The following is a 20,094-nucleotide window of genomic DNA, read 5'->3' as shown; positions in this document are numbered from 1 at the left end:
GGATCTACAGTTCCCGCAATACCGGGGCGGCCTTGTGCCCGAGCACGCGCCAGGTTCCGGCAAGCCCGATGCCGATGGTCAGCACGAGGGCAAAGACGATGGTGCCGACCGCCACTTCCGGCAGGAAAGCCGAAGGCAGGTTCATGATGCGGGTCACGACGAACCATGCCGCCACGCCTCCTGCGGCGAGCGCGAAGACGGCGGTTGCGAGGCCGATCAACAGATATTCGAGCGAGAAGGCTGCGATCAGCGTCTTTCGTGTCGCACCCAGCGTCTTGAGCACGACCGCGTCGTGGATGCGGGCGCGGTTGCCGGCCGCGAGCGCGCCCGCCAGCACCAGCACCGACGCGATCAGCGCGACGCCGGCAGCGGCGCGAATGGCGACGCCGAGCTGCGCGACGAGGCCGTTGACGACTTCCAGCGCATCCTTGACGCGCACCGTCGTCACGGTCGGGAAGGCGCGGGTGACGCCGTTGAGGATGCGGGATTCATCGGCGGGCGTCGCCTCGCGGTCGGTGAGCGTCGCCAGCCATGCATGCGGGGCGCCCGCAAAGGTATTGGGCGAGAACACCATGACGAAGTTGATGGAGAGCGATTCCCACTCGACCTGCCGCAGATTGGCGATTTTTGCAGTAACGTTGCGGCCGAGCACGTTGACGGTCACGCTGTCGCCGATCTTCAGCCCGAGCTGGCCTGCCTCCTCGGCCGAAAAGGAGACCAGCGGCTCGCCCGAATAGTTCGCGGGCCACCAGTCGCCCCGGAAAAGCGTGGCGTTTTCGGGCAGGGTCTCGGAATAGGTGATGCCGCGGTCGCCGCGCAGCACCCATGCCCCCTCCGGCGGCACGCTGATTTCCCGCACATCCTTGCCGTTTATCGCCATGATGCGGCCGCGCAGCATGGGCACGCGCATCAGATCGCCATTCGGCGCTTCCGATTTCACCAGGCTGGCGAACTGCTCGACCTCGCCGCTCTGTATGTCGACGAAGAAGAAGTTCGGCGCCTGTTCGGGTAGGTTGCCGGCGATCTGGCGCGTCAGATTGCCGTCGATCAGCGCCAGCGTGACCAGAAGGGTGAGGCCGAGGCCGAGCGACAGCACCGCCGAGGGCGTCAGCGCGCCGGGCCGGTGGATGTTGCCGATGGCAAGACGAAGCGCGGTCGAGCGGACGCGCGGGCTGCGGCGGGCAACGGCCTGCACCACGGCGCCAACGCCGCGCAGGACGATGAAGGACACGACCGCCGCCACGACGAAGATCCAGGCGACACGGCGGTCCGCCGCCATCCAGATCGAGATGACGGCGAGCGTGGCGGCGATCAGCAGGGCGGCGATCACATAGGGCGCGCGCGGAAAACCGCGTCCCTCGAAACCGAGTTCGCGGAAAAGCGCGGTGGCCGGCACATCGCGGGCGCGCCCGAGCGGCAGCAGCGCGAAGACGAGCGTGACCATCACGCCGAACAGCGCCGCCAGCGCCAGCGCGCCGGGATAGAGACGTGGATCGGCCGGAACGGGGATGAAGGATTGCAGGAAGGCGCCGGCGGCGAAGGGCATCAGCGCGCCCACGATCAGGCCGAAGACGATGGCGATGGCGGCGATGACGAGGATCTGGACGAGATAGACCTGAAAGACGAAGCCGCCGGAGGCGCCGAGGCTCTTGAAGGTGGCGATGACAGCGCGCTTGCCGTCGAGATAGGCGCGCACCGCATTGGCGACGCCGACCCCGCCAACGACAAGCGCAGTCAGCCCGACCAGGGTCAGGAACTGCGAGAAGCGCTGGATGTTGGAGGCAAGCGCCGGCGCGGCACTGGTGCGCGTGCGGGTCGACCAGCCGGCCTCCGGGAACTTTTCGCCGGTGCGTTCCATGATCGCGGCGAGCTGCGACGCCGTGGTTCCGGCCGGCAGGCGCAACTTGTAGGCATGTTCGACAAGGCTTCCGGGCTGGATAAGGCCGGCGGCGCGCAAGCCGTCGAGCGAAACCATCAGACGGGGCGCGAAGCCGAAGCCGTCGGATACGGCGTCGGGTTCGGTCACGAGTTTTACCCGCAATTCGAACGTCGCGGTGCCGAGCTTGATCCGGGCGTTCAGCGGCAGGCCAAGACGTTCGAACAGCAGGTCGGGCGCCGCCGCTCCGTAGACGCCGCCGCGCTCGGCGAAAAGCTCCGGCGTCGCGAGCTGTGGCTCCGTGACGAGCGCGCCGAAGAGAGGGTAGGCCGCGTCGACGGCCTTCACTTCGACCAGCGCCTGGTTCGAGCCATCCGGCAGCCGCGCCATGGAGCGCATGCCTGCGCTGTGGGCCACAGCGCCAAGGCCTTGCAGGTACTCCAGTTCCTGCGGCGACGCCTCCCGTTGATTGAGCTCGAAGCGCGCGTCGCCGCCCAGAAGCACCTGTCCCTGATCGGCGACGCTCTCGGAAATGGCGTTGGCCACCGAATTGACGCCGCCGATTGCAGCGACGCCAAGCGCGATGCAGACGATGAAGATCAGGAAGCCGGAAAGGCCACCGCGCATTTCGCGCAACGCGAAGCGAAATGCGAGGGGAAGGGTGCTGGTCATGCCGGCATCCGGAGTGCCGGCCGCTCGGCCGCCTCGATCCGTCCAGAGCGCATCGCGACCTGACGGTCGCAGCGGGCGGCGAGCGCCGGGTCATGCGTCACCAGAACCAGCGTCATGCCGCGTTCGGCGGCCTTGGCGAAAAGCAGGTCGGCGATCTGCCGGCCCGTTGCCTGGTCGAGATTGCCGGTCGGCTCGTCGGCGATCAGAATGCGCGGCTCCGGGGCGAGGGCGCGCGCGATCGCCACGCGCTGCTGCTCTCCACCGGAAAGCTCGCCGGGATAGTGGGTCAGGCGCTGCGACAGGCCGACGGCGGCAAGCTCGCGCTCGGCGACCTCGAAAGCGTCGCGCCGTCCGGCAAGCTCCAGCGGAACGGCGACGTTTTCCAGCGCCGTCATGTTCGGGATCAGGTGGAAGGACTGGAAGACGATGCCGATGGTGCGACCCCGAAAGGCGGCGATCCGGTCCTCGCTCTTGCCGTTCAGGACCTCGCCGGCGATCTTCACCGTGCCGGAATCGACCTTTTCCAGCCCGGCCAGCACCATGAGCAGCGTCGACTTGCCGGAACCGGACGGGCCGACGATGCCGGTCGCCTCGCCGGCGGCGAGATCGAGCGTTATGCCCTTCAGCACATGGACGGACGACGCTCCCTCGCCGAGCGTCAGGGAGACATCCCGCAATTCGATGACGGCTTCTGTCACGGAGGATAGGTCCTATATTGCGGGACGCGGGGATCGTTCCGCCTGATATGGGTTGCGCAAAATGCCTTTCAAACGCTTATTCGCATTCTTCGCCATTCTGGCAATCGCAGCCTTCGGCGTGGCGAGGTCGGCCGGCGCGGAGCCATATCGTATCGTCGGCTTCGGCGACAGCCTGATGGCGGGCTACCAACTCGGTCCCGGCGAGAGTTTTCCAGAGAAGCTCCAGGTGGCTCTGAAGGCGAAGGGACTGGACGTCGAGGTGGCGGGGGCCGGGGTGTCGGGCGATACGACCAGCGGCGGGCTGGCCCGTCTTGACTGGTCCGTGTCTGACGGCACCGACCTGGTGGTTCTGGAACTCGGCGGCAACGACATGCTGCGCGGAATCGCGCCGGAACTCACGGAAAAGAACCTTGACGCCATTCTTTCGCGGCTGAACGAGCGCGGCATCCGTGTGCTGCTCGTCGGCATGCTGGCCGCCCCCAATCTCGGCCCGGAATACGCCGAGGCTTTCAACGGCATCTATCCGAGGCTCGCGGAAAAATACGGCGTGCCGCTCTATCCGTTTTTCCTCGACGGGGTGGCGGCGGACCTGAAACTGCTGCAATCCGACGGCATTCATCCAACCGCCGAAGGCGTCGACATCATGGTGGAGCGCATGCTGCCATTTGTCGAAAAAGTGATCGGCGCGTCATCCGGGAACGGCTGATCGGGCATATGGCAGCTTCCCCAGCGGAAACGGCGGCCGATGCCTCTGTCGAACAAACCGCTTGCCGCGACGTTGCTTAGATGATTCGCTAAGCCTGCGAGTTCGATTCGAGGAAAGGAGCCTGGCCATGCCGCGACTTTTCACTGCCCTCGAAATTCCGCGCGATGCGGCCCTCTCGCTCTCTCTCCTGCGCGGGGGTCTACCGGGCGCCCGCTGGATTGACGTCGAAAACTATCACATGACCCTGCGCTTCATCGGCGACGTGGAAGGCCATGTCGCAGACGAGGTCGCCAACGCGCTCGACCGGGTGCGGCGGCCTTCCTTCTCGCTGACGCTGTCGGGCGTCGGCGCCTTCGGCGGCAAGAAACCGCATTCGATCTGGGCCGGCACCATGCCGTCGCCCGACCTCAATGCGCTGCAGGCCGAAATAGAGCGCATCTGCCAGCGGCTTGGACTTCCCGCCGATCCACGAAAGTTCACGCCGCATGTGACCCTGGGGCGGCTGAAGAATGCAAACCCGGGAGACGTTGCGCATTACCTCTCGTCGCGTGGCAATTTTGCCGCGATGCCCTTTCGCGTCGGGCGTTTCGTGCTGATGTCGTCCCGCGAATCGGTCGGCGGCGGCCCCTATGTCATCGAGGAGGTCTGGCCGCTCAGCGGGTCCGACACGCAGGGCGCCGGCGCCTCTGCGGGCGCTGTCGACGCCTTCCGTTTCATGCGCTGACCATGGCGCGGGAACGGCTGTCTCCTGATGCGATCCGGGCGGCCCTTGCCGAACTGGAAGGCTGGGAACTTGCCGATGACGGCCTGTCGATCCGTCGCGTCTTCACCTTCCGCAACTTCTCCGAAGCCTTCGGTTTCATGAGCCGTGCGGCGCTGGCGGCGGAGAAGATGGATCATCACCCCGACTGGTCGAACGTCTACAGGACAGTGGACGTGACGCTCAACACGCACGATGCCGGCGGGCTGACCGAACTCGACTTCAAGCTGGCGAAGAAGATGAATGCGATAGCCGGCAGTTAGGCAGGTTTTGCAAACGAAAACGACGGGCTTTCGGCCCGCCGTTCCGAATTCCGGCGATAACGCGCCGATCAGCCCGCGGCTTCCTCGGTCGCGCCGGCCGCGGCTGCGGCAGCAGCGGCTTCCTCGGCCTGCTTCTGCAGGGCGATGCGCTCCTGGGCCTTCTTGCCCGGCTCGCCCTTCTTCGGATTGCTGCGCGTCTCGCGCTTGGCAAGGCCGGCCTCGTCGAGGAAGCGGGCGACGCGGTCGGTCGGCAGGGCGCCGTGCGAGAGCCAGTGCTTGACGCGGTCGGTATCCAGCTTCACGCGCTCGCCGTCCTTGGGCAGCAGCGGGTTCCAGGCGCCGACCGCCTCGATGAAGCGGCCGTCGCGCGGGCTGCGCACGTCGGCGATGACGATGTGATAGTAGGGACGCTTCTTCGAGCCCGCGCGGGCCAGCCTGATCTTGAGTGACATTTTGTTCTTTCTCCTAAAGCTTCGGTTTGGTGGCTGAGGTCAGCCGGTGGTGGCGGCGCCCTCAGCGCCGGGTGCAGTCGCGCCGTTCGAGGCGGCGATCTGTTCGTGGTGGCGGATCACTTCCCTGACGACGAAGTTCAGGAACTTTTCCGCGAAATCGGGGTCGAGCTGCGCTTCCTGCGCCAGACGGCGCAAACGCGCGATCTGCTGCTGCTCGCGCGCCGGATCGGCGGGCGGCAGGCCGTGTGTGGCCTTGAGCACGCCGACCGCCTTGGTGCAGCGGAAGCGCTCGGCCAGCATGTGGATCAGCGCCGCGTCGATATTGTCGATAGAGGCGCGGTATTCGAGCAGTTTTACGTGTGCGTCCTCGCTCATTTCCCCTCCCTCACTTCTTCTTGCCGGGACCGGGCAGGCCGCCCGGCCCGCCGAGGCCCGGCAGCTTCATGCTGCCCGGCAATCCCGGAAGACCGCCGCCGGGAAGACCGGGCAATCCGCCACCGCCCGGCAGGCCGGGAAGACCCTTGCCGAGGCCGGCCGCCTGCGCCTGTTTCTGCAGGGCTTCCAATTGCCTGGGGTCCATCTTGGACAGATCCGGCATGCCGCCCATGCCCGGCATCATGCCGCCGAGACCCATTTTGGAGGCGAGACCGCCCATCAGGCCGCGCATCATGCCGCCGCCCTTGCCCTTGCCGCCCATGGCCTTCATCATGTCGGCCATCTGGCGGTGCATCTTCAGGAGCTTGTTGATCTCGGCCGCGTCGGTTCCGGAGCCGGCGGCGATGCGCTTCTTGCGGCTGTGCTTCAGGATGTCCGGATTGGCGCGCTCGGCCCTGGTCATCGACTGGATGATGGCGATCTGGCGCGCGAACATCTTGTCGTCCATGCCGGCGGCGGCGAGCTGGTCCTTCATCTTGCCCATGCCGGGCATCATGCCCATGATGCCGCCCATGCCGCCGAGCTTCGACATCTGCTGAAGCTGATCGGCGAGATCGTTCAGGTCGAACTTGCCGGACTGCATCTTCCTGGCCATCGCCGCGGCCTTTTCCGCGTCGATGTTTTCCGCCGCCTTCTCGACGAGGCTGACGATGTCGCCCATGCCGAGGATACGGTCGGCGATGCGCTTGGGATGGAACTCCTCCAGCCCGTCCATCTTCTCGCCGGTACCGATCAGCTTCACCGGCTTGCCGGTGACGGCGCGCATGGAAAGCGCTGCGCCACCGCGTCCGTCGCCGTCCATGCGGGTCAGGATCAGGCCGGTGATGCCGACGCGCTCGTCGAAGCTCTTGGCGAGGTTCACGGCGTCCTGGCCGGTGAGCGAGTCCGCGACGAGCAGGATCTCGTGAGGATTGGAGACCAGCTTGATCTCGGCCATTTCGGCCATCAGCGGCTCGTCGATATGCGTGCGGCCGGCGGTGTCGAGGATGACGACGTCATGGCCGCCGAGCTTCGCCGCCTGCACGGCACGGCGGGCGATCTCGACCGGCGACTGGCCGGCGACGATCGGGAGCGTGGCGACCTTGGTCTGCTCACCGAGCTGACGAAGCTGTTCCTGCGCGGCCGGGCGGCGCGTGTCGAGCGAGGCCATCAGGACCTTCTTGCCCTGGCGCTCGGTCAGCCGCTTGGCGATCTTGGCCGAACTCGTCGTCTTGCCTGAGCCCTGCAGGCCGACCATCATGACGACGACGGGGGCAGGGGCGTTCAGGTCGATCGTCTGACCTTCGGATCCCAGCATCTCGACCAGTTCGTCATGGACGATCTTGACGACCATCTGGCCCGGCTTGATCGACTTCAGCACCTCGGCGCCGACAGCCTTGGTGCGGACCCGGTCGGTGAAGGAGCGGACGACCTCCAGCGCGACGTCGGCTTCGAGCAATGCGCGGCGAACCTCGCGCAGCGCAGCCGAAACGTCGGCCTCGGACAGGGCGCCCCGGCCGGTCAGGTTGTTGAGGATCGAACCAAGTCGTTCCTGGAGTGACTCAAACATCCGCTTTCCTTCGCTTCCGGATCGGTTTCGACCCGAGAAGTAGTCTCTCGGCGGCGGCCAACCAAGCGCCAAAGCCAAAAAGCACCCGGGGGCGCATTGCGCTGCCGGGTGTTGGCCTCCGGGATCTCTTTACAGCACCTGCCCAGATGGGCTTCGGCGTCCCGGTCGGCGGCTCGGAGATGAACTCGTCGCTGAATAACGCGCCTTGAACCGCAAAGGCCGCAGAAAGTCAAGGTCTGCGCGGTCGAATGGGCGGCAGCGTGTTTCAGGCCGCAAGCATCGTCACGACCTTCCGCGCGACGTCCTCACCAGACAGGCGGGCGCCGCCGCAGGTCTGGACAAGCGGCCCGGCCAGATGCTCGCCGGCAAAGAAGATGCGGTCGGCGACGGGCTCGGACAGGATGCGCCGCGCGCCTGACTTGCCGGGCCGGGCGGCCGCATAGGCGCCGCGTACGAAACGCTCCGCGCCCCAGTTGGTCATCATGGCCCTGCCGAGATGCTTGCGCAGGTCGCTGCCGAAGATGCCGCAGAGCCGATCGGCGACGAAATCGACGCCGGCCGCCTCGCCGGCCGCCGACAGTTCCCACGCGAAATCGCCGCCGACGAAGCCGACCATCAGGTCGGTGTCGAAGGGAAAGCAGAGGAAATAGATGTCGTTGCGCGCCGGCCGCTCGATGAGCAGGTCGTCGAACGGCGTCAGCCCAAGTCGCGTGCCGCGTACTTCTATCGGCAGTTTGGTCAGCATGCCCATGGGCAGGTCGAAGAAGGATTCGACATGCTTGTCCGGCAGGGCAGGCGAGAAGGCGATTTCCTCGAATGCGAGCACAGCCGGCGACGAGGTGACGATGACGGCGCGGGCGCGGATCGTGCCACGATCCGTGACGCAGGCGACACCCGGCACGTCCCAGAGGATTCTGCGAACCGGAGTGGAGAGTTCCACCGGGACGTCCGCGCCGTAGAGGGCGACCAGCGCGCCGAAACCCTCTCTCGTGAAGTAATTCGGGTCGAGGTCGGCGGCCTGCCGGAAATCCTCGATGGAGATTTCGTCGTAATCCGCGCCGAAATCCATCGGCCCGGCAAAGGTCGCGGCGGCGCGTGCGGTGTGGGTCCGGCTGGTCAGGGACGACAGGCGGTCATCGTCGCCGCCGCTCCACGTCTCCATAAGCCGGGCGAGTTCGGCATCGGCCGCCTTCATATGGGCTTCCTCGTCCTCGCTCGCCTTGCGCTTGCCGAAATAGAGGTGAACGACGTTCATGTCGTGGTGGTGCAGCGTCCAGCCGGCCGCTTCGGCCTCGGCATAGTACGGGTTGCGGTCGGCGGCATGGAGCCAGGCGCAGCCGATGTCGAATGGTGCGCCGAAATGCTGGTCGCTGGTCCAGGCGCGCCCGCCGATGCGGTTCATCGCCTCGAACACCTTGAAGGACAGTCCGGCCGCGCGGAGCGTCTTCGCCGCCGAGAGCCCGGCGGAACCCGCCCCGACGACCACCACATCGACGTCTTCCATGCAAACGCCCCCTCAGACGTGGCAACAATGCTGCAGAAGCCGGGAAATTCCGGCGCACAAGCCAGTGTGACTTGCTTTGGCCTCAAACATCATCTTTACGGGAATAATTCAGGCTAATTTCGGAACTTTCGCAAGGAAGTATCTTGGGCAGCGAGGAGAAATTGATGGCACGCACGGCCATGGGAATTGCATTTGGCGCAGCCTTGGCGGTTCTGGCTCTGGCAACGGGAGCGGCGCAGGCGCAAAGCTGCGGCAAGACCGCGGCGGGCTTCGATGAGTGGAAAGCGGATTTCGCCCAGCAGGCGAAGGCCTCCGGCGTAAAGAGCAAGGGTCTGACTGCCTTGGCCGGCGCCAAATACGCGACCGCGACGATCAAGGCCGATCGCGCCGTGCACAAGGCATTCAGTGGTTCGGTGGAAGCGTTCATGCAGCGTCGCGGCGGCGCGGCGATCATCTCCAAGGGCAGGACGCTGAAGAAGACGAATGCGGCGCTCTTCGCCGACATCGAGCGCAAGTACGGCGTTCCGCCCGGCGTGCTCCTCGCTATCTGGGGCATGGAGACCGGCTTCGGCTCCTATATGGGCAAGCAGAACACGGTTTCGGCCATCGTGACGCTGGCCTATGACTGCCGCCGGCCGGAGTTCTTCACCCCGCATGCGATCGCGGCCCTTAAGCTGGTCGATCGTGGTGCGCTCAGCGCCGGTTCGGTCGGCGCCATGCATGGCGAAATCGGCCATACGCAGTTCCTTCCCGGCAATGTCCTCAAATACGGCGTCGGCAGCGCCAACCTGCGCGACAAGGCGACGGCTCTGGCTTCGACCGCCAATTTCCTGAAGGGCCATGGCTGGCGCGCCGGCGCCGGCTACCGGGGCAATATGGGCGCCATAGCGGGCTGGAATGCCGCCAGCGTCTACCAGCAGGCCATCGCCATCATCGGCGAGCAGATCGACGGTCAGTAATCCCGGCGGCTATGCATCCGAAAGCGTGTCGCATCGAACCGGAATCAGGCGACACGCTTTAAGTTATTGTTTTTTCGCATGTCGTTGTCCCGAAACCGGTTCCCACTTTCGGGCGACATGCTTTAGACGAAACAGAGCAGCCCGGCCTCGCGCCGGGCTTTTCATTTTCAGGATGCCGCAGCGTGTCTGCCGCCGTCCTTCGCCTGCGGCGAAAAGCGCGTCCAGTCAGTCGAGAGCCCACCGCGTGCGACGATTTCGGAAAAGGGTTCAGGCCCCCCGATGATCGCAAACAGCGCGTAGTGGCTGCGCTTCTCGACGCCGTAGACGAATTGTCGATGGGTGCGGAAGAAGTCGCCGCGTATCTGCCGATAGCTCTCGGGCTCCAACTGCTGCTTGAAGCGGACCTCGACGACCTTGGGCCGGCGGGCGTCCTTCATGCCGAGAGCATCGGCGGGGTTCGTCCGGAAGAAGTTGATCGGATCGGTGTGCGATTGCGCGTCCAGCCACGCGATGGGGCTTTGCATGACGATCCCGGCCGCTTCGCGCAGCTTCGCGGCGGCCGGATGGTGAGCGACGGCAAGGAGATATGATCCCGCGGCAAGCAAACCCAGCGGCTTCTCGTCCGCAATGGCCGTGCAGCGCGGATCGGCGAGCGCCATGATGGCCGGCACCGCGCCGAAACTGTGCCCGACGACGATCACCTCGTCCGCGGTCGTCGCTGCGATCCGGCGGGCAATGTCGTCGCTTACGGCCTCCAGCATCCGATGCACCTCGGGATGCCGTCGTCGCGGCACGTCGACCGTCAGTGCCCAAAGATCCATCATCAGCGGCACATGCATCGGCTTGGCGAGCAGGCAGAGCGCCACTGCACCGGCCAAAGCGAGCGGCACGCTCCACAGCAAATTCCATGCGCCGTTGTAGAATGCCGGCAGAACGGCCAGCGCTGCCAGTCCGAGGGTTATGAGCAGCAGCAGGAACGGAAACAGGAAGAACAGGAAAAAACGCCAGCCGTCGCGCAGATAGCGCAGCCCGGCTCCCCGGATCATCAGGTCAAATGCCGCGCCGACTCCGCGCAGAAGGCGTATCGGCATGGACTTGCGCTCATACATGCCGTTGAGGCAGGCGAGGTCGTAGAATACGATGTCGCTCGTCGTGCGCCAGCCGTCGCCTTCCGCGTCGAGCTGAAAGGAGGACGTCCGGCAAGCGCCCTCGGAAATCTCCGGCTCGCCGACGCCGAACGTCACGCCATAGCTGGGGGCAGTCCTGGCTGCCTCCCTGCGGAACCGGCGATGATGCGCTTCCAGCGAAACCCGTTCGAAGCCGGGGAGCATCAGAACCAGCCGGCGGCGAACGGCGTGATCTTGACCCGGACGCTGCAAGGCGGTCGTCAGGTCTTGCGTTTGCGCGCGGCCAGCGTCCTCAGACGCAGGCCGTTGAGACGGATGAAGCCCTCGGCGTCCTTCTGGTCATAAGCGCCGCGGTCGTCCTCGAAGGTGACGAGCGTGTCGGAGTAGAGCGTCTTCGGCGATTTGCGGCCGGTGACGATGACGTTGCCCTTGTAGAGCTTCAGCCGCACGGTGCCTTCGACGTCTTCCTGGCTCTTGTCGATCAGCGCCTGCAGCATCTCGCGCTCGGGCGAATACCAGAAGCCGTTATAGATCAGCTCGGCATAGCGCGGCATGATCTCGTCCTTGAGATGCGCGGCCCCCCGGTCGAGCGTGATCGATTCGATCGCCCGGTGCGCATGGAGCAGGATGGTGCCGCCCGGCGTCTCATAGACGCCGCGGCTCTTCATGCCGACGAAGCGGTTCTCCACGAGGTCGAGGCGACCAATGCCGTTGTCGCGGCCAAGGTCGTTGAGAGCCGCGAAAAGCGTTGCCGGCGAAAGCTTCTTGCCGTTGAGGGCAATCGGATCGCCTTTCAGGAACTCGATCTCGATTTCGGTGACCGCATCCGGCGCCTCCATCGGTGAAACGGTGCGCTGATGGACGAATTCCGGCGGCTCCTGCCACGGGTCCTCGAGAACCTTGCCCTCCGAGGACGAATGCAGAAGGTTGGCGTCTACGGAGAACGGGGCCTCGCCCTGCTTGTCCTTCGGCACGGGGATCTGGTGGTCGCGCGCGAAGTTGAGCAGGTCCGTGCGCGACTTGAAGGACCAGTCGCGCCACGGCGCGATCACCTTGATGTCGGGGTTCAGTGCGTAGGCGGAAAGTTCGAAACGGACCTGATCGTTACCCTTGCCGGTGGCGCCATGGGCGATCGCATCGGCACCCGTCTCGGCGGCGATGTCGACCAGATGCTTGGAGATCAGCGGTCGCGCGATGGAGGTGCCGAGCAGGTAGACGCCCTCATACTGGGCGTTGGCGCGGAACATCGGGAAGACGAAATCGGAGATGAATTCCTCGCGCAGGTCCATGATGCGGATGTCCTTGATCCCCATCATCTCGGCCTTCTGGCGCGCCGGCTCCAGTTCGCCGCCCTGGCCGAGATCGGCGGTGAAGGTCACGACCTCCGCACCCAGTTCGGTCTGCAGCCATTTGAGGATGATCGACGTGTCGAGACCGCCGGAATAGGCGAGCACGACCTTCTTCACGTCTTTCCACTTGGACATGATTTCTCCGCACAGATGGGGGATATGTGCCCCTGAATCGACGGGTCTCTAAGCAGGAAAGCCCCGCCAAGGCAAGGTAATCGAAATGTGAAACGCCGCGATTGCCATTTGGAGGCACAGCACATCCTATGATGCGGTTGATTCTTCGGGGCTGTCAGGGAGTGAGACGGTGAGAACACGGCTCTTGCGGCTGGCGATGCTGCTTTCGTGCATGGCCAGCATGCATTCCGTCCAGGCGGGAGATCGCTGGGAGGAAGCCGCCGGCGGCGCGGTGGCCATTCTGCCCACGCCTACGCAGGCTTCCGGCATCACTGGCGGCTCGCTCTATTGCGCCGAGCAGAAGTGGGGCTTCCTCTTCCGCACCGAAGGGGCTGATCTCCTGCCGGGGCCCTTGAAGATCGGGCTCGAGGGGAGGACGCTTGCCTTGGAGCCGGTGCGCGGTCCCGGGACATTGCAGGTGTCCGTGCCGACGGACATCCTCGAACCACTGAAGACCGGTACCCGCATGCGCGTCAGCACCGGCGCGGACAAGCCTGTCGCGCAGGCAACATTCAATCTGCGCAATTCCGGCAAGGTGATAGAAGCGATCGCGCCGCGCTGCAGCCAGATCGATATGTCCGCCTATCAGACGGTGTCGCTCGCCGAAGAGGGGCCGCCGGCGGCCGTGGCGACGGTCCTTCTTGCCGACGAAATCCGGCTGTTCCGGGAGGCGGTCAAGAAGGAGCCGACAATCGCGGCTGCGCAGATCGACAGGCCGGACGGCAAACGGCTGCTGTTCGCCTCGCTATGCGGCTCGACCTTTTATTACGGCAGTTCCGGCTGCACGCTGGCCGGATGGGCGGCGGAAGGCGCGGGCGACTGGCAGTCCGCCTATGCCACGGAAGGGGTGCGCCTCTATCTCGACGAGAGTCGTACGCATGACGGCTGGCCCGGCCTCGCGACGCTGGCAATGGTCAACGGCATCGAGGCGATCCATTGGACATGGACCGGCAGCGGCTACGAGGCGCAGGGAGGCGCGCTGCTGGCGGAGGACGAGACCGTCGGGAAAAGCCGCGCGGCGCAGTGAGGTCATTGCAAAGGTCTGCGGTGCGGCCCCGTGACCGGCATGATGCGGGCTATGCAGCCGTTTCAACATGTTGACGCTTGCGCGCGGCCGGCATTTGTGACGGTAGAGCGCAAGCATCAACCGAACCCGCCCTGACAGACATGCTGCCCGCTTTCGTCCCTGACTTTTCCACCATCCTCCAGTTTTCGATCGCCATCGTGATCATCGCCATCACGCCCGGCCCCGACATGACGCTGTTCGTCGGACGGGCGCTTTCGGAGGGACGGGCGGCCGGGCTCGCCGCAATGTTCGGCGGCTTCACCGGCTGTCTCGTCCACACGTCGCTGGTGGTGTTCGGTCTCTCGGCACTGATCGTGGCTTCGCCCGAGGCGTTCCTCGCGCTGAAGGTGGCCGGTGCTGGCTATCTCGTCTGGCTGGCATGGCAGGCCGTTCGCCACGGATCGGCTTTCGCCCCCGAGAAGCGGCAGGGGCGCAGACACACGCTCATGCAGAACTACCTGACCGGCATAGGCATCAACCTGCTCAATCCGAAGATCATCCTCTTCTTCATGACCTTCCTGCCGCAGTTCGTCAGTGTCAACGATCCGCACGCGCCCGCAAAACTCTATTTCCTCGGAGTCCTCTTCATCGTGCTTTCGGCCGTCATCACCACGCCGATGGTGTTCGCCGCCGATCGCTTCGCCGGCCTGCTGCGCAAGAGTCCGAGGGTCACGCGGGCGGTGGACTATCTGTTCGCCGGCGTGTTTTCCGCTTTCGCGCTCAAGATCCTGACGGCGCAGGCGCGATAAGAGGCGCTGCCGCTACGCTGCCTGCGGCGTGCTGGGCACTTTCCTGATGGCAACCGACCAGAACGAAATGCCGCCAGCCAAGCCACCGGCGACGCTCGCTGCGAAAAGCGCATCGTCGATGCGCACGCCGCTGCCGGTGACAACGTAAAGCGCTGTCCATGCGATGATCGCGTTCGCGCCGCCGGCAAGCGCGAAGAACGGACACCGGCGGATACCAAACCTGCGCGAAAGCCAGACGGTCGCCGCGAAGCCGGGCAGGCCGCAGGTCGCGATATAGGCGGAACCGAAGAGAAGGATGAAAAGGAAGTTGCCGAGGCTGACGGCCTCGCCGGCGGTGACGATGGAAACCGTCACCGCAGCCGCCGTCAGCACGGAAGCGGCATATCCGAGGATCGTTCGGGCGATGTCTTCCTTCATGGGTCGGCGTCTCCGCTTGCGGCACGGACCTTCCATGCCGGATCACGTCAAGCAACGCCTTGCGTGGCTCCAAACGATGTTGCTGTCGTGCAGGTTCAGCGCAGCTTTGCAGCGTATCTTGGCACTGTCAGCAGGCCGTCAGCTTTTGTGCCGGACGTCATGCCTCGCCGTGGCCGGCGATCATCATGGCTTCGAGCGCCAGCCGCTCGTGCTTTTTCAGCCGCTCCGATTCCGACTTGAGCTGACCGCAGGCGGCGAGGATGTCGCGGCCGCGCGGCGTGCGGATCGGCGAGGCATAGCCTGCATTGTTGATGAAGTCGGCGAACTTCTCGATCGTCTCCCAGTCCGAGCACTGGTAGTTGGTGCCGGGCCATGGGTTGAAGGGGATCAGGTTGATCTTGGCCGGTATGCCCTTGAGCAGCTTCACCAGAGCGCGGGCATCGTCAAGGCTGTCGTTCACGTCTTTCAGCATCACATATTCGAAGGTGATGCGGCGCGCGTTCGACAGGCCGGGATATTTCCGGCAGGCGTCCATGAGCTCTTCGAGCGGATACTTCTTGTTGATCGGCACCAGCAGATCGCGCAGGTCGTCGTTCGGCGCGTGAAGCGAGATCGCCAGCATGACGCCGATCTCCTCGCCGGTGCGGGCGATGCCCGGCACCACGCCGGAGGTGGAGAGCGTGATGCGGCGCTTCGACAGCGACAGGCCATCGCCATCGGAAGCGATCAGAAGCGCCTTCTTCACCTCCTCGAAATTGTAGAGCGGCTCGCCCATGCCCATCATGACGATGTTGGAAACCTTGCGGCCTTCCGCCGGCACGATGGCGCCATCCGGCGTATCGCGATCCGGGAAATCGCCCAGCCGATCGCGCGCGGTCAGAAGCTGGGCGAGGATCTCTTCCGCCGTCAGGTTGCGGACCAGCTTCTGCGTGCCGGTGTGGCAGAAGGAGCAGGTGAGCGTGCAGCCGACCTGGCTGGAGATGCAAAGCGTGCCGCGCCCTTCCTCGGGTATATAGACCGTCTCGATCTCGACGGGCCGGCCTGCGCCGCGCGGCGGAAAACGGAACAGCCACTTGCGTGTGCCGTCGTTGGAGATCTGCTCCTCGACGATTTCGGGTCGGGCAATGGTGAAATGCCTCGCCAGCGTGGCGCGCAAATCCTTCGAGATGTTGAACATCTCGGAAAAGTCCGAGACGCCGCGCACATAAAGCCAGTGCCAGAGCTGCTGGACGCGCATCTTCGCCTGCCGCTCCGGCACGATGCCCGATATGATCAGCGCCTCCGCCATCTCGGCGCGGCTGAGGCCGATCAGAGTCGGTTTTTCCACCAGCGCGACGCGGGGCGGAACGGCGTTGTGCGCCTTGTCGGCGATGAGGTCTATAGAAACTGCCATGTCTGATCGATCGGTTTGGCTTGTGGCTGGGAGGTTAGCGCTCCGGCCGCCACATATCATGGGCCGGCCTCGACGTCACGCGCCGCCCGGAAGCCTATATGGCGAGGCGGTATTGCTGCCGCAACCATCCGAGCCGGTTCGAGGAGCCTCGTCGATCTCCCTGCGGATCGCGAAAGCGGCTTCGCGCAAGCCGGCCGGGCCGGCGCGAGCCGTCTTTGCCGGTCAGTCATCCGATCCTATTTGCACTTGGCGATGGAAGAGAGCGCTGCCGAGATGCCCTTGAGGGAGAAGACATAGGATGTCGCCGTGCCGCGGCTCGACTTGGCCTGGATCTTCATGTCGGAGCCACCTTTCATCGCGGCGATCAATTCCGGCTCCTGCGCGGCGTTCTCCATCCAGGCGGACTTGCCGCGCGTGAACATGGAATAGTTCTTGTTGCCGACGGAGACGGAGACCTTCGAGTTCTCCTGGAAATTGTAGGATGCGATGAACTGCGGCTCGTAGGTGACGTTCTGGCCGGGCTTCTGGCTGACGAAGAAGAAGATGTCGCCGTGATCCACGCTGGTCGGCTTCTTGTCCGTCGGAACGGTGAGCACGTAGCAGACCTTGCTGCCGTTCTGGGTGTAGCTGTAGGTGCCCCAGGCGCTGTGCTGGCCGATCTTGGTGGCCGACTGCGCGAGAACCGGTGTGGCGAGGCCGATCGCGAGGAGGCCGGTGAGTGTCGAAATCAATCCGCGCATGTTGGTTGATCTTGTCCTTACGAAATGATGCGTGGACGAGGTCGCCGGCGACGACCCGTTCGCGTCACTTTGATTTAATCTGGGTTACCAAACGATGAAGATTTCCGAAAGAAAAGGCTTCCACCGCCGGTGCCCCGCCCTGATCCCGCTGGCGCAGCCGATATGCGCAAGCGTTCCGTCCCTTGCCGGGATTGAACGGAGGAAAGCGGCGAGAGTTTGACTTATCCCGTATTCTTGCACCCGGAACGGGTTCGCCGGGTGCAAGGTCACCAAAGCGTGATCAGTCGGCTTCCTTCAGCGCCGCACGGGCGGCGGCGCGGTGCGCGGGCTTCAGATGGGCGGCGATGGCCGATATGGCGGCGGTCAGCACGGCTGCGTCGTCGGTGAAGCCGAGCCCAAGAACGAAATCGGGAATCGTGTCCGTCGGCAGCACGAAATAGGCGAGCGTGGCAAGGATGATGCCCTTCACGCGCAAGGGCGTGCGCTTGTCCATCGCGCAATAGTATGCGGCGACGACATCCTGCATGAACGGCACGTGCCTCGCGGCACGCTTGGCCGTCCGCCAGAAATTGTCGCGGACATAGGTCTGCTGACGTGCGGTTTCTGTGTTCTTCACCTCTTCGCTCCCATGCGGACAGGAACTTCCTTTGTTACAAAATGGTGTGTCCCGGTGCGCGTGCAAGAGGAAAACGGCGCGGCCTTGCCTGACCCCGGAGATCAACCCGGCGTGGGATGCAACTCGCCGCCGTCGAACGGCTCGTCGACGCAGTGTTCGCCAAAAGCATCGGCCGCAATGCGGGTTTCGACCTCACGCGTCAACGTGGCGAGATCGACCTGTCTGCCCGCGACTTTCTCGATCGCGCCGACAACCAGTTCCGGCGCGATCCATTCCGGCTTGTGGCCGAGGTTGCGGACCCAGACGAGTTGCGAGCCTGCTATGTCCCTGGCAAGGCCAATGCTGTGGATTTCCTCGGCGACGACGGCATCGCGGTCGCCGCTGACAATCACCGTGGACGCGGAAATCTCCTTGTAGCGCGGGGCGGCCGCGCTCGCATAGGCATAAAGCCCCGCGACATCGCGGGCGTTGGCGCGGAAGTTCCGCGGTCTCAACACCAGCCCGATCGAAGCCTTCTCCAGATAGGCTTCCGGCACCGCATTCGGGGCAAACACGCATTCCGTCGCGGGTCCCACGCGCAGTGCTCCCGCCGGGCCGGCGACCGTCTCGACGAACAGCCGGCCGATCACCGGCAACGAAGCCCAGTCGTAGTACCAGGAGGTCTTGCCGCCGGGCCACGGATGCGTCGCCGCCGACAGGAAGACGAGGCCGCGGACGCGCTTCGGATAGGAGAGGGCGAAAGCCGTCTCGACCGCGCCGCCGAAGGAGTGGCCGACAAGAACGGCGTTGTCGATGCCCAGCCGGTCCATGAGGCCAGCGAGCAGCTTTGCCTGATCGAACGGCGTCTGCGCCGCGAGTGGACCTCGCGCCGACCAGCCGTGCCCCGGTCGATCCCAGAACAGCAGTTCGGCGCGGCCTTCCAGCATGGGGCGCAGGGTCAGCAACTGATCCTTGAGATTGGCGCTTGCACCATGGATGAAGACGATCGGCGGCAGGTCCGGTGAGGCCGGCGCTGGATCGTGGACGTAGTGGAGACGCGTGCCGGCGATCTCGGCGAAGGTTCCGACAGGTGGGTGCCGTCGCTCGATCAGCCAGCTGTTGACGCGGGAAACACCGATCAGAACGGCGGCGATGGCGATAAAAAATGCAAGGATTGCGTAGACAGGATTCATCGGGAGCTGCGTTTTGCGTGCGCCCGGTGATCAGACGCCACACCATATACGCAACAAAAGCCGGATCGGGTTCAATGCGGCGTGATTCTTCGCCGACGCTATATTCAGAGAGGCGTGCGCGTGAAGGTCGTCAGATGCCTTCGCCGGCGAGCTCGTCAGATATGGTGGCGACCTCCGACTGCGCGCTCCGCATCATCGGGTAGATGGTGAGGATGCGTTCATAGACGCTGAGCGCCAGTTCCTTGCGGCCGCGATCCTTCATGATCCGGGCCATGCCGGCGAGAGCCCCAAAATGCCGTGGCTCCAGTTCCAGCGTATGCTCGATGTCGACCATCGACTTGGCAAAATTGTTCATCAGGAAGTGGACGGTCGCGCGGCGATTCCAGCCTTCCGCGAAATCCGGACGCATGACGACGATCTGGTCGAGGAAGTCGAGCGCGACGTCATATTTCTTGGCGTCGATGGCCTTCTGCGCCCAGTGCATCATCAGATCGATATTGGCGCTGCCGGACTGGCTCCAGGCGGCAAAGATACGGCCGGAGATGCGCTCGGCGGCCTTTTCGTTGCGCTCGCGCTTCAGCTCGCTGAACAATCCGTCGAGCTTCGCCTTCGGATCGAGAGCCTCCGGCTTCTGGACGTCGGGCAGGGCATTGCCGGCGCTCAGCGCCGGCGTGGCGGTTGCCAGAATGGCAAGGGCGCAAAGCACAAAAACGTTCCGCATACGCGGGAATCTAGCCCCGCGCATCGGAACGTCAAACTGAAATTCGCGTGAAGGTGCGGGCCGATCAGCCCTGGCGTGCCTTGTAGCGCGGGTCAGTCTTGTTGATGATGTAGATGCGGCCTTTGCGGCGAACCAGACGGTTGTCGCGGTGGCGGGCCTTGAGGGCCTTCAGGGAATTCTTGATCTTCATGGTCTTGCCCGTCGGATGTGGCCCATCCGGGCCGAACTCAAAGGGCGCGCCCGAAGACACGCCCGTCAAAGATGGCTGGCTCATAGACGAGACGAACGGCGGCTGTCAACCGCGCGATGCGTCCGGATGTATGCCAGCGACGCCGGACATTCACCGTCGGCACGCGCGGACGTGATCGAAGTGCCGTGATCGTGACTGGCGTTTCGTTCACCAACTATCAACCATGAAAAGCGACGGTGCAGTCATGGTTCAAGTGATTCCTTTTCCGTTGCGTTCGCGCGTTCACCTCGTCCGTTCCCTCGCCGACGATCTCGACGTCGTTCATGGCGCCGCAGCCAATGAATTGTGGCGATCGCGTATCGCCAGTCTTGTCGCCGAGATGCGCAAGGCCGGTCATTCGGACGGCGCGATACGGGATGAGATCTATGAGCTTCAGAGCGCCGTACAGGCGGACCTGCAGGGCCGCGCCAAGCCGAGCGCCGATGCGGGCAGCCTCGCCTGACGCG

General features: G+C 64.7%; 22 protein-coding genes. 7 read left to right on the top strand and 15 right to left on the bottom strand.

From position 1 onward, the window contains the following. Positions 1-4: 4 nt before the first annotated feature. A complete protein-coding gene (locus M9955_04750; GenBank protein MCO5080952.1) occupies positions 5-2,548 on the bottom strand; it encodes an ABC transporter permease in 2,544 nt (847 codons plus the stop codon). After that, positions 2,545-3,246: an ABC transporter ATP-binding protein gene (locus tag M9955_04745; protein ID MCO5080951.1), complete on the bottom strand. Its 702-nt coding sequence runs from the start codon at positions 3,244-3,246 to the stop codon at positions 2,545-2,547. The genes M9955_04750 and M9955_04745 overlap by 4 nt, the downstream gene beginning before the upstream one ends. Before the next feature lie 61 nt (positions 3,247-3,307). Between M9955_04745 and M9955_04740 the strand changes: the two genes are divergently transcribed. The 3 genes from M9955_04740 (at position 3,308) to M9955_04730 (ending at position 4,975) form a co-directional block, all read left to right on the top strand. Then, complete coding sequence (locus M9955_04740; protein ID MCO5080950.1) at positions 3,308-3,952, top strand: arylesterase; 645 nt, start codon at positions 3,308-3,310, stop codon at positions 3,950-3,952. Positions 3,953-4,079: 127 nt separating this feature from the next. After that, positions 4,080-4,676 (top strand): RNA 2',3'-cyclic phosphodiesterase, encoded by a 597-nt coding sequence (gene thpR, locus M9955_04735; GenBank protein ID MCO5080949.1) that lies wholly within the window; start codon positions 4,080-4,082, stop codon positions 4,674-4,676. Between the two features lie 2 nt (positions 4,677-4,678). Further along, positions 4,679-4,975, top strand: a complete 297-nt coding sequence (locus M9955_04730) for a 4a-hydroxytetrahydrobiopterin dehydratase (GenBank protein MCO5080948.1) — start codon at positions 4,679-4,681, stop codon at positions 4,973-4,975. 68 nt (positions 4,976-5,043) lie between these two features. Here the strand turns inward: M9955_04730 and rpsP are convergent, their stop codons facing one another. From rpsP to M9955_04710, 4 genes are all read right to left on the bottom strand, one after another. Next, positions 5,044-5,427, bottom strand: coding sequence for a 30S ribosomal protein S16 (rpsP, locus tag M9955_04725; GenBank protein ID MCO5080947.1), 384 nt, complete (start codon positions 5,425-5,427; stop codon positions 5,044-5,046). A 39-nt stretch (positions 5,428-5,466) separates the two neighbouring features. After that, positions 5,467-5,802, bottom strand: a complete 336-nt coding sequence (locus M9955_04720) for a chorismate mutase (protein MCO5080946.1) — start codon at positions 5,800-5,802, stop codon at positions 5,467-5,469. 10 nt (positions 5,803-5,812) lie between these two features. Further along, the gene (gene ffh, locus M9955_04715; GenBank protein MCO5080945.1) at positions 5,813-7,411 is read right to left on the bottom strand and encodes a signal recognition particle protein; all 1,599 of its coding nucleotides are present in this window, start codon (positions 7,409-7,411) and stop codon (positions 5,813-5,815) included. Between the two features lie 265 nt (positions 7,412-7,676). After that, a complete protein-coding gene (locus tag M9955_04710) occupies positions 7,677-8,915 on the bottom strand; it encodes an FAD-dependent oxidoreductase (GenBank protein ID MCO5080944.1) in 1,239 nt (412 codons plus the stop codon). 164 nt (positions 8,916-9,079) lie between these two features. Here M9955_04710 and M9955_04705 point away from each other — a divergent pair, with 164 nt between their 5' ends. After that, the gene (locus M9955_04705; protein MCO5080943.1) at positions 9,080-9,874 is read left to right on the top strand and encodes a lytic murein transglycosylase; all 795 of its coding nucleotides are present in this window, start codon (positions 9,080-9,082) and stop codon (positions 9,872-9,874) included. Between the two features lie 167 nt (positions 9,875-10,041). Here M9955_04705 and M9955_04700 read toward each other — a convergent pair whose 3' ends face one another. Together M9955_04700 and M9955_04695 are read right to left on the bottom strand one after the other, a co-directional pair. Beyond that, positions 10,042-11,205, bottom strand: coding sequence for a hypothetical protein (locus tag M9955_04700; protein MCO5080942.1), 1,164 nt, complete (start codon positions 11,203-11,205; stop codon positions 10,042-10,044). A 56-nt stretch (positions 11,206-11,261) separates the two neighbouring features. Further along, entirely contained in the window at positions 11,262-12,485 is a 1,224-nt protein-coding gene (locus M9955_04695; GenBank protein MCO5080941.1) for an argininosuccinate synthase, read from the bottom strand. Between the two features lie 169 nt (positions 12,486-12,654). Here M9955_04695 and M9955_04690 point away from each other — a divergent pair, with 169 nt between their 5' ends. Then, positions 12,655-13,551, top strand: coding sequence for a hypothetical protein (locus tag M9955_04690; protein MCO5080940.1), 897 nt, complete (start codon positions 12,655-12,657; stop codon positions 13,549-13,551). Positions 13,552-13,691: 140 nt separating this feature from the next. Beyond that, on the top strand, positions 13,692-14,339 hold the full coding sequence (locus tag M9955_04685; protein MCO5080939.1) for a LysE family translocator: 648 nt from the start codon (positions 13,692-13,694) through the stop codon (positions 14,337-14,339). 12 nt (positions 14,340-14,351) lie between these two features. Here M9955_04685 and M9955_04680 read toward each other — a convergent pair whose 3' ends face one another. From M9955_04680 to ykgO, 7 genes are all read right to left on the bottom strand, one after another. Further along, complete coding sequence (locus M9955_04680) at positions 14,352-14,756, bottom strand: hypothetical protein (protein ID MCO5080938.1); 405 nt, start codon at positions 14,754-14,756, stop codon at positions 14,352-14,354. A gap of 157 nt (positions 14,757-14,913) precedes the next feature. After that, the gene (gene rlmN, locus M9955_04675) at positions 14,914-16,149 is read right to left on the bottom strand and encodes a 23S rRNA (adenine(2503)-C(2))-methyltransferase RlmN (GenBank protein MCO5080937.1); all 1,236 of its coding nucleotides are present in this window, start codon (positions 16,147-16,149) and stop codon (positions 14,914-14,916) included. A gap of 236 nt (positions 16,150-16,385) precedes the next feature. Next, positions 16,386-16,889, bottom strand: a complete 504-nt coding sequence (locus M9955_04670; protein ID MCO5080936.1) for an invasion associated locus B family protein — start codon at positions 16,887-16,889, stop codon at positions 16,386-16,388. Positions 16,890-17,169: 280 nt separating this feature from the next. Then, positions 17,170-17,505 (bottom strand): YkvA family protein, encoded by a 336-nt coding sequence (locus M9955_04665; GenBank protein ID MCO5080935.1) that lies wholly within the window; start codon positions 17,503-17,505, stop codon positions 17,170-17,172. A 101-nt stretch (positions 17,506-17,606) separates the two neighbouring features. Next, on the bottom strand, positions 17,607-18,677 hold the full coding sequence (locus M9955_04660; protein MCO5080934.1) for an alpha/beta hydrolase: 1,071 nt from the start codon (positions 18,675-18,677) through the stop codon (positions 17,607-17,609). A gap of 130 nt (positions 18,678-18,807) precedes the next feature. Further along, positions 18,808-19,398, bottom strand: a complete 591-nt coding sequence (locus tag M9955_04655) for a hypothetical protein (GenBank protein MCO5080933.1) — start codon at positions 19,396-19,398, stop codon at positions 18,808-18,810. A 64-nt stretch (positions 19,399-19,462) separates the two neighbouring features. Then, positions 19,463-19,588 carry a type B 50S ribosomal protein L36 gene (gene ykgO / locus M9955_04650; protein ID MCO5080932.1) on the bottom strand — a complete coding sequence of 42 codons (126 nt, stop codon included), beginning with the start codon at positions 19,586-19,588 and terminating at the stop codon, positions 19,463-19,465. 244 nt (positions 19,589-19,832) lie between these two features. On the opposite strand from ykgO, the gene M9955_04645 reads away from it, so the two are divergent. Next, positions 19,833-20,090 (top strand): DUF6074 family protein, encoded by a 258-nt coding sequence (locus tag M9955_04645; protein MCO5080931.1) that lies wholly within the window; start codon positions 19,833-19,835, stop codon positions 20,088-20,090. The last annotated feature ends 4 nt before the right edge of the window (positions 20,091-20,094 follow it).

This window comes from Rhizobiaceae bacterium, assembly GCA_023953845.1.
Lineage (GTDB): Bacteria > Pseudomonadota > Alphaproteobacteria > Rhizobiales > Rhizobiaceae > Arvimicrobium.
Note: the sequence above shows the minus strand (reverse complement) of the source record. Positions and strands in the feature narration are given on the sequence as shown.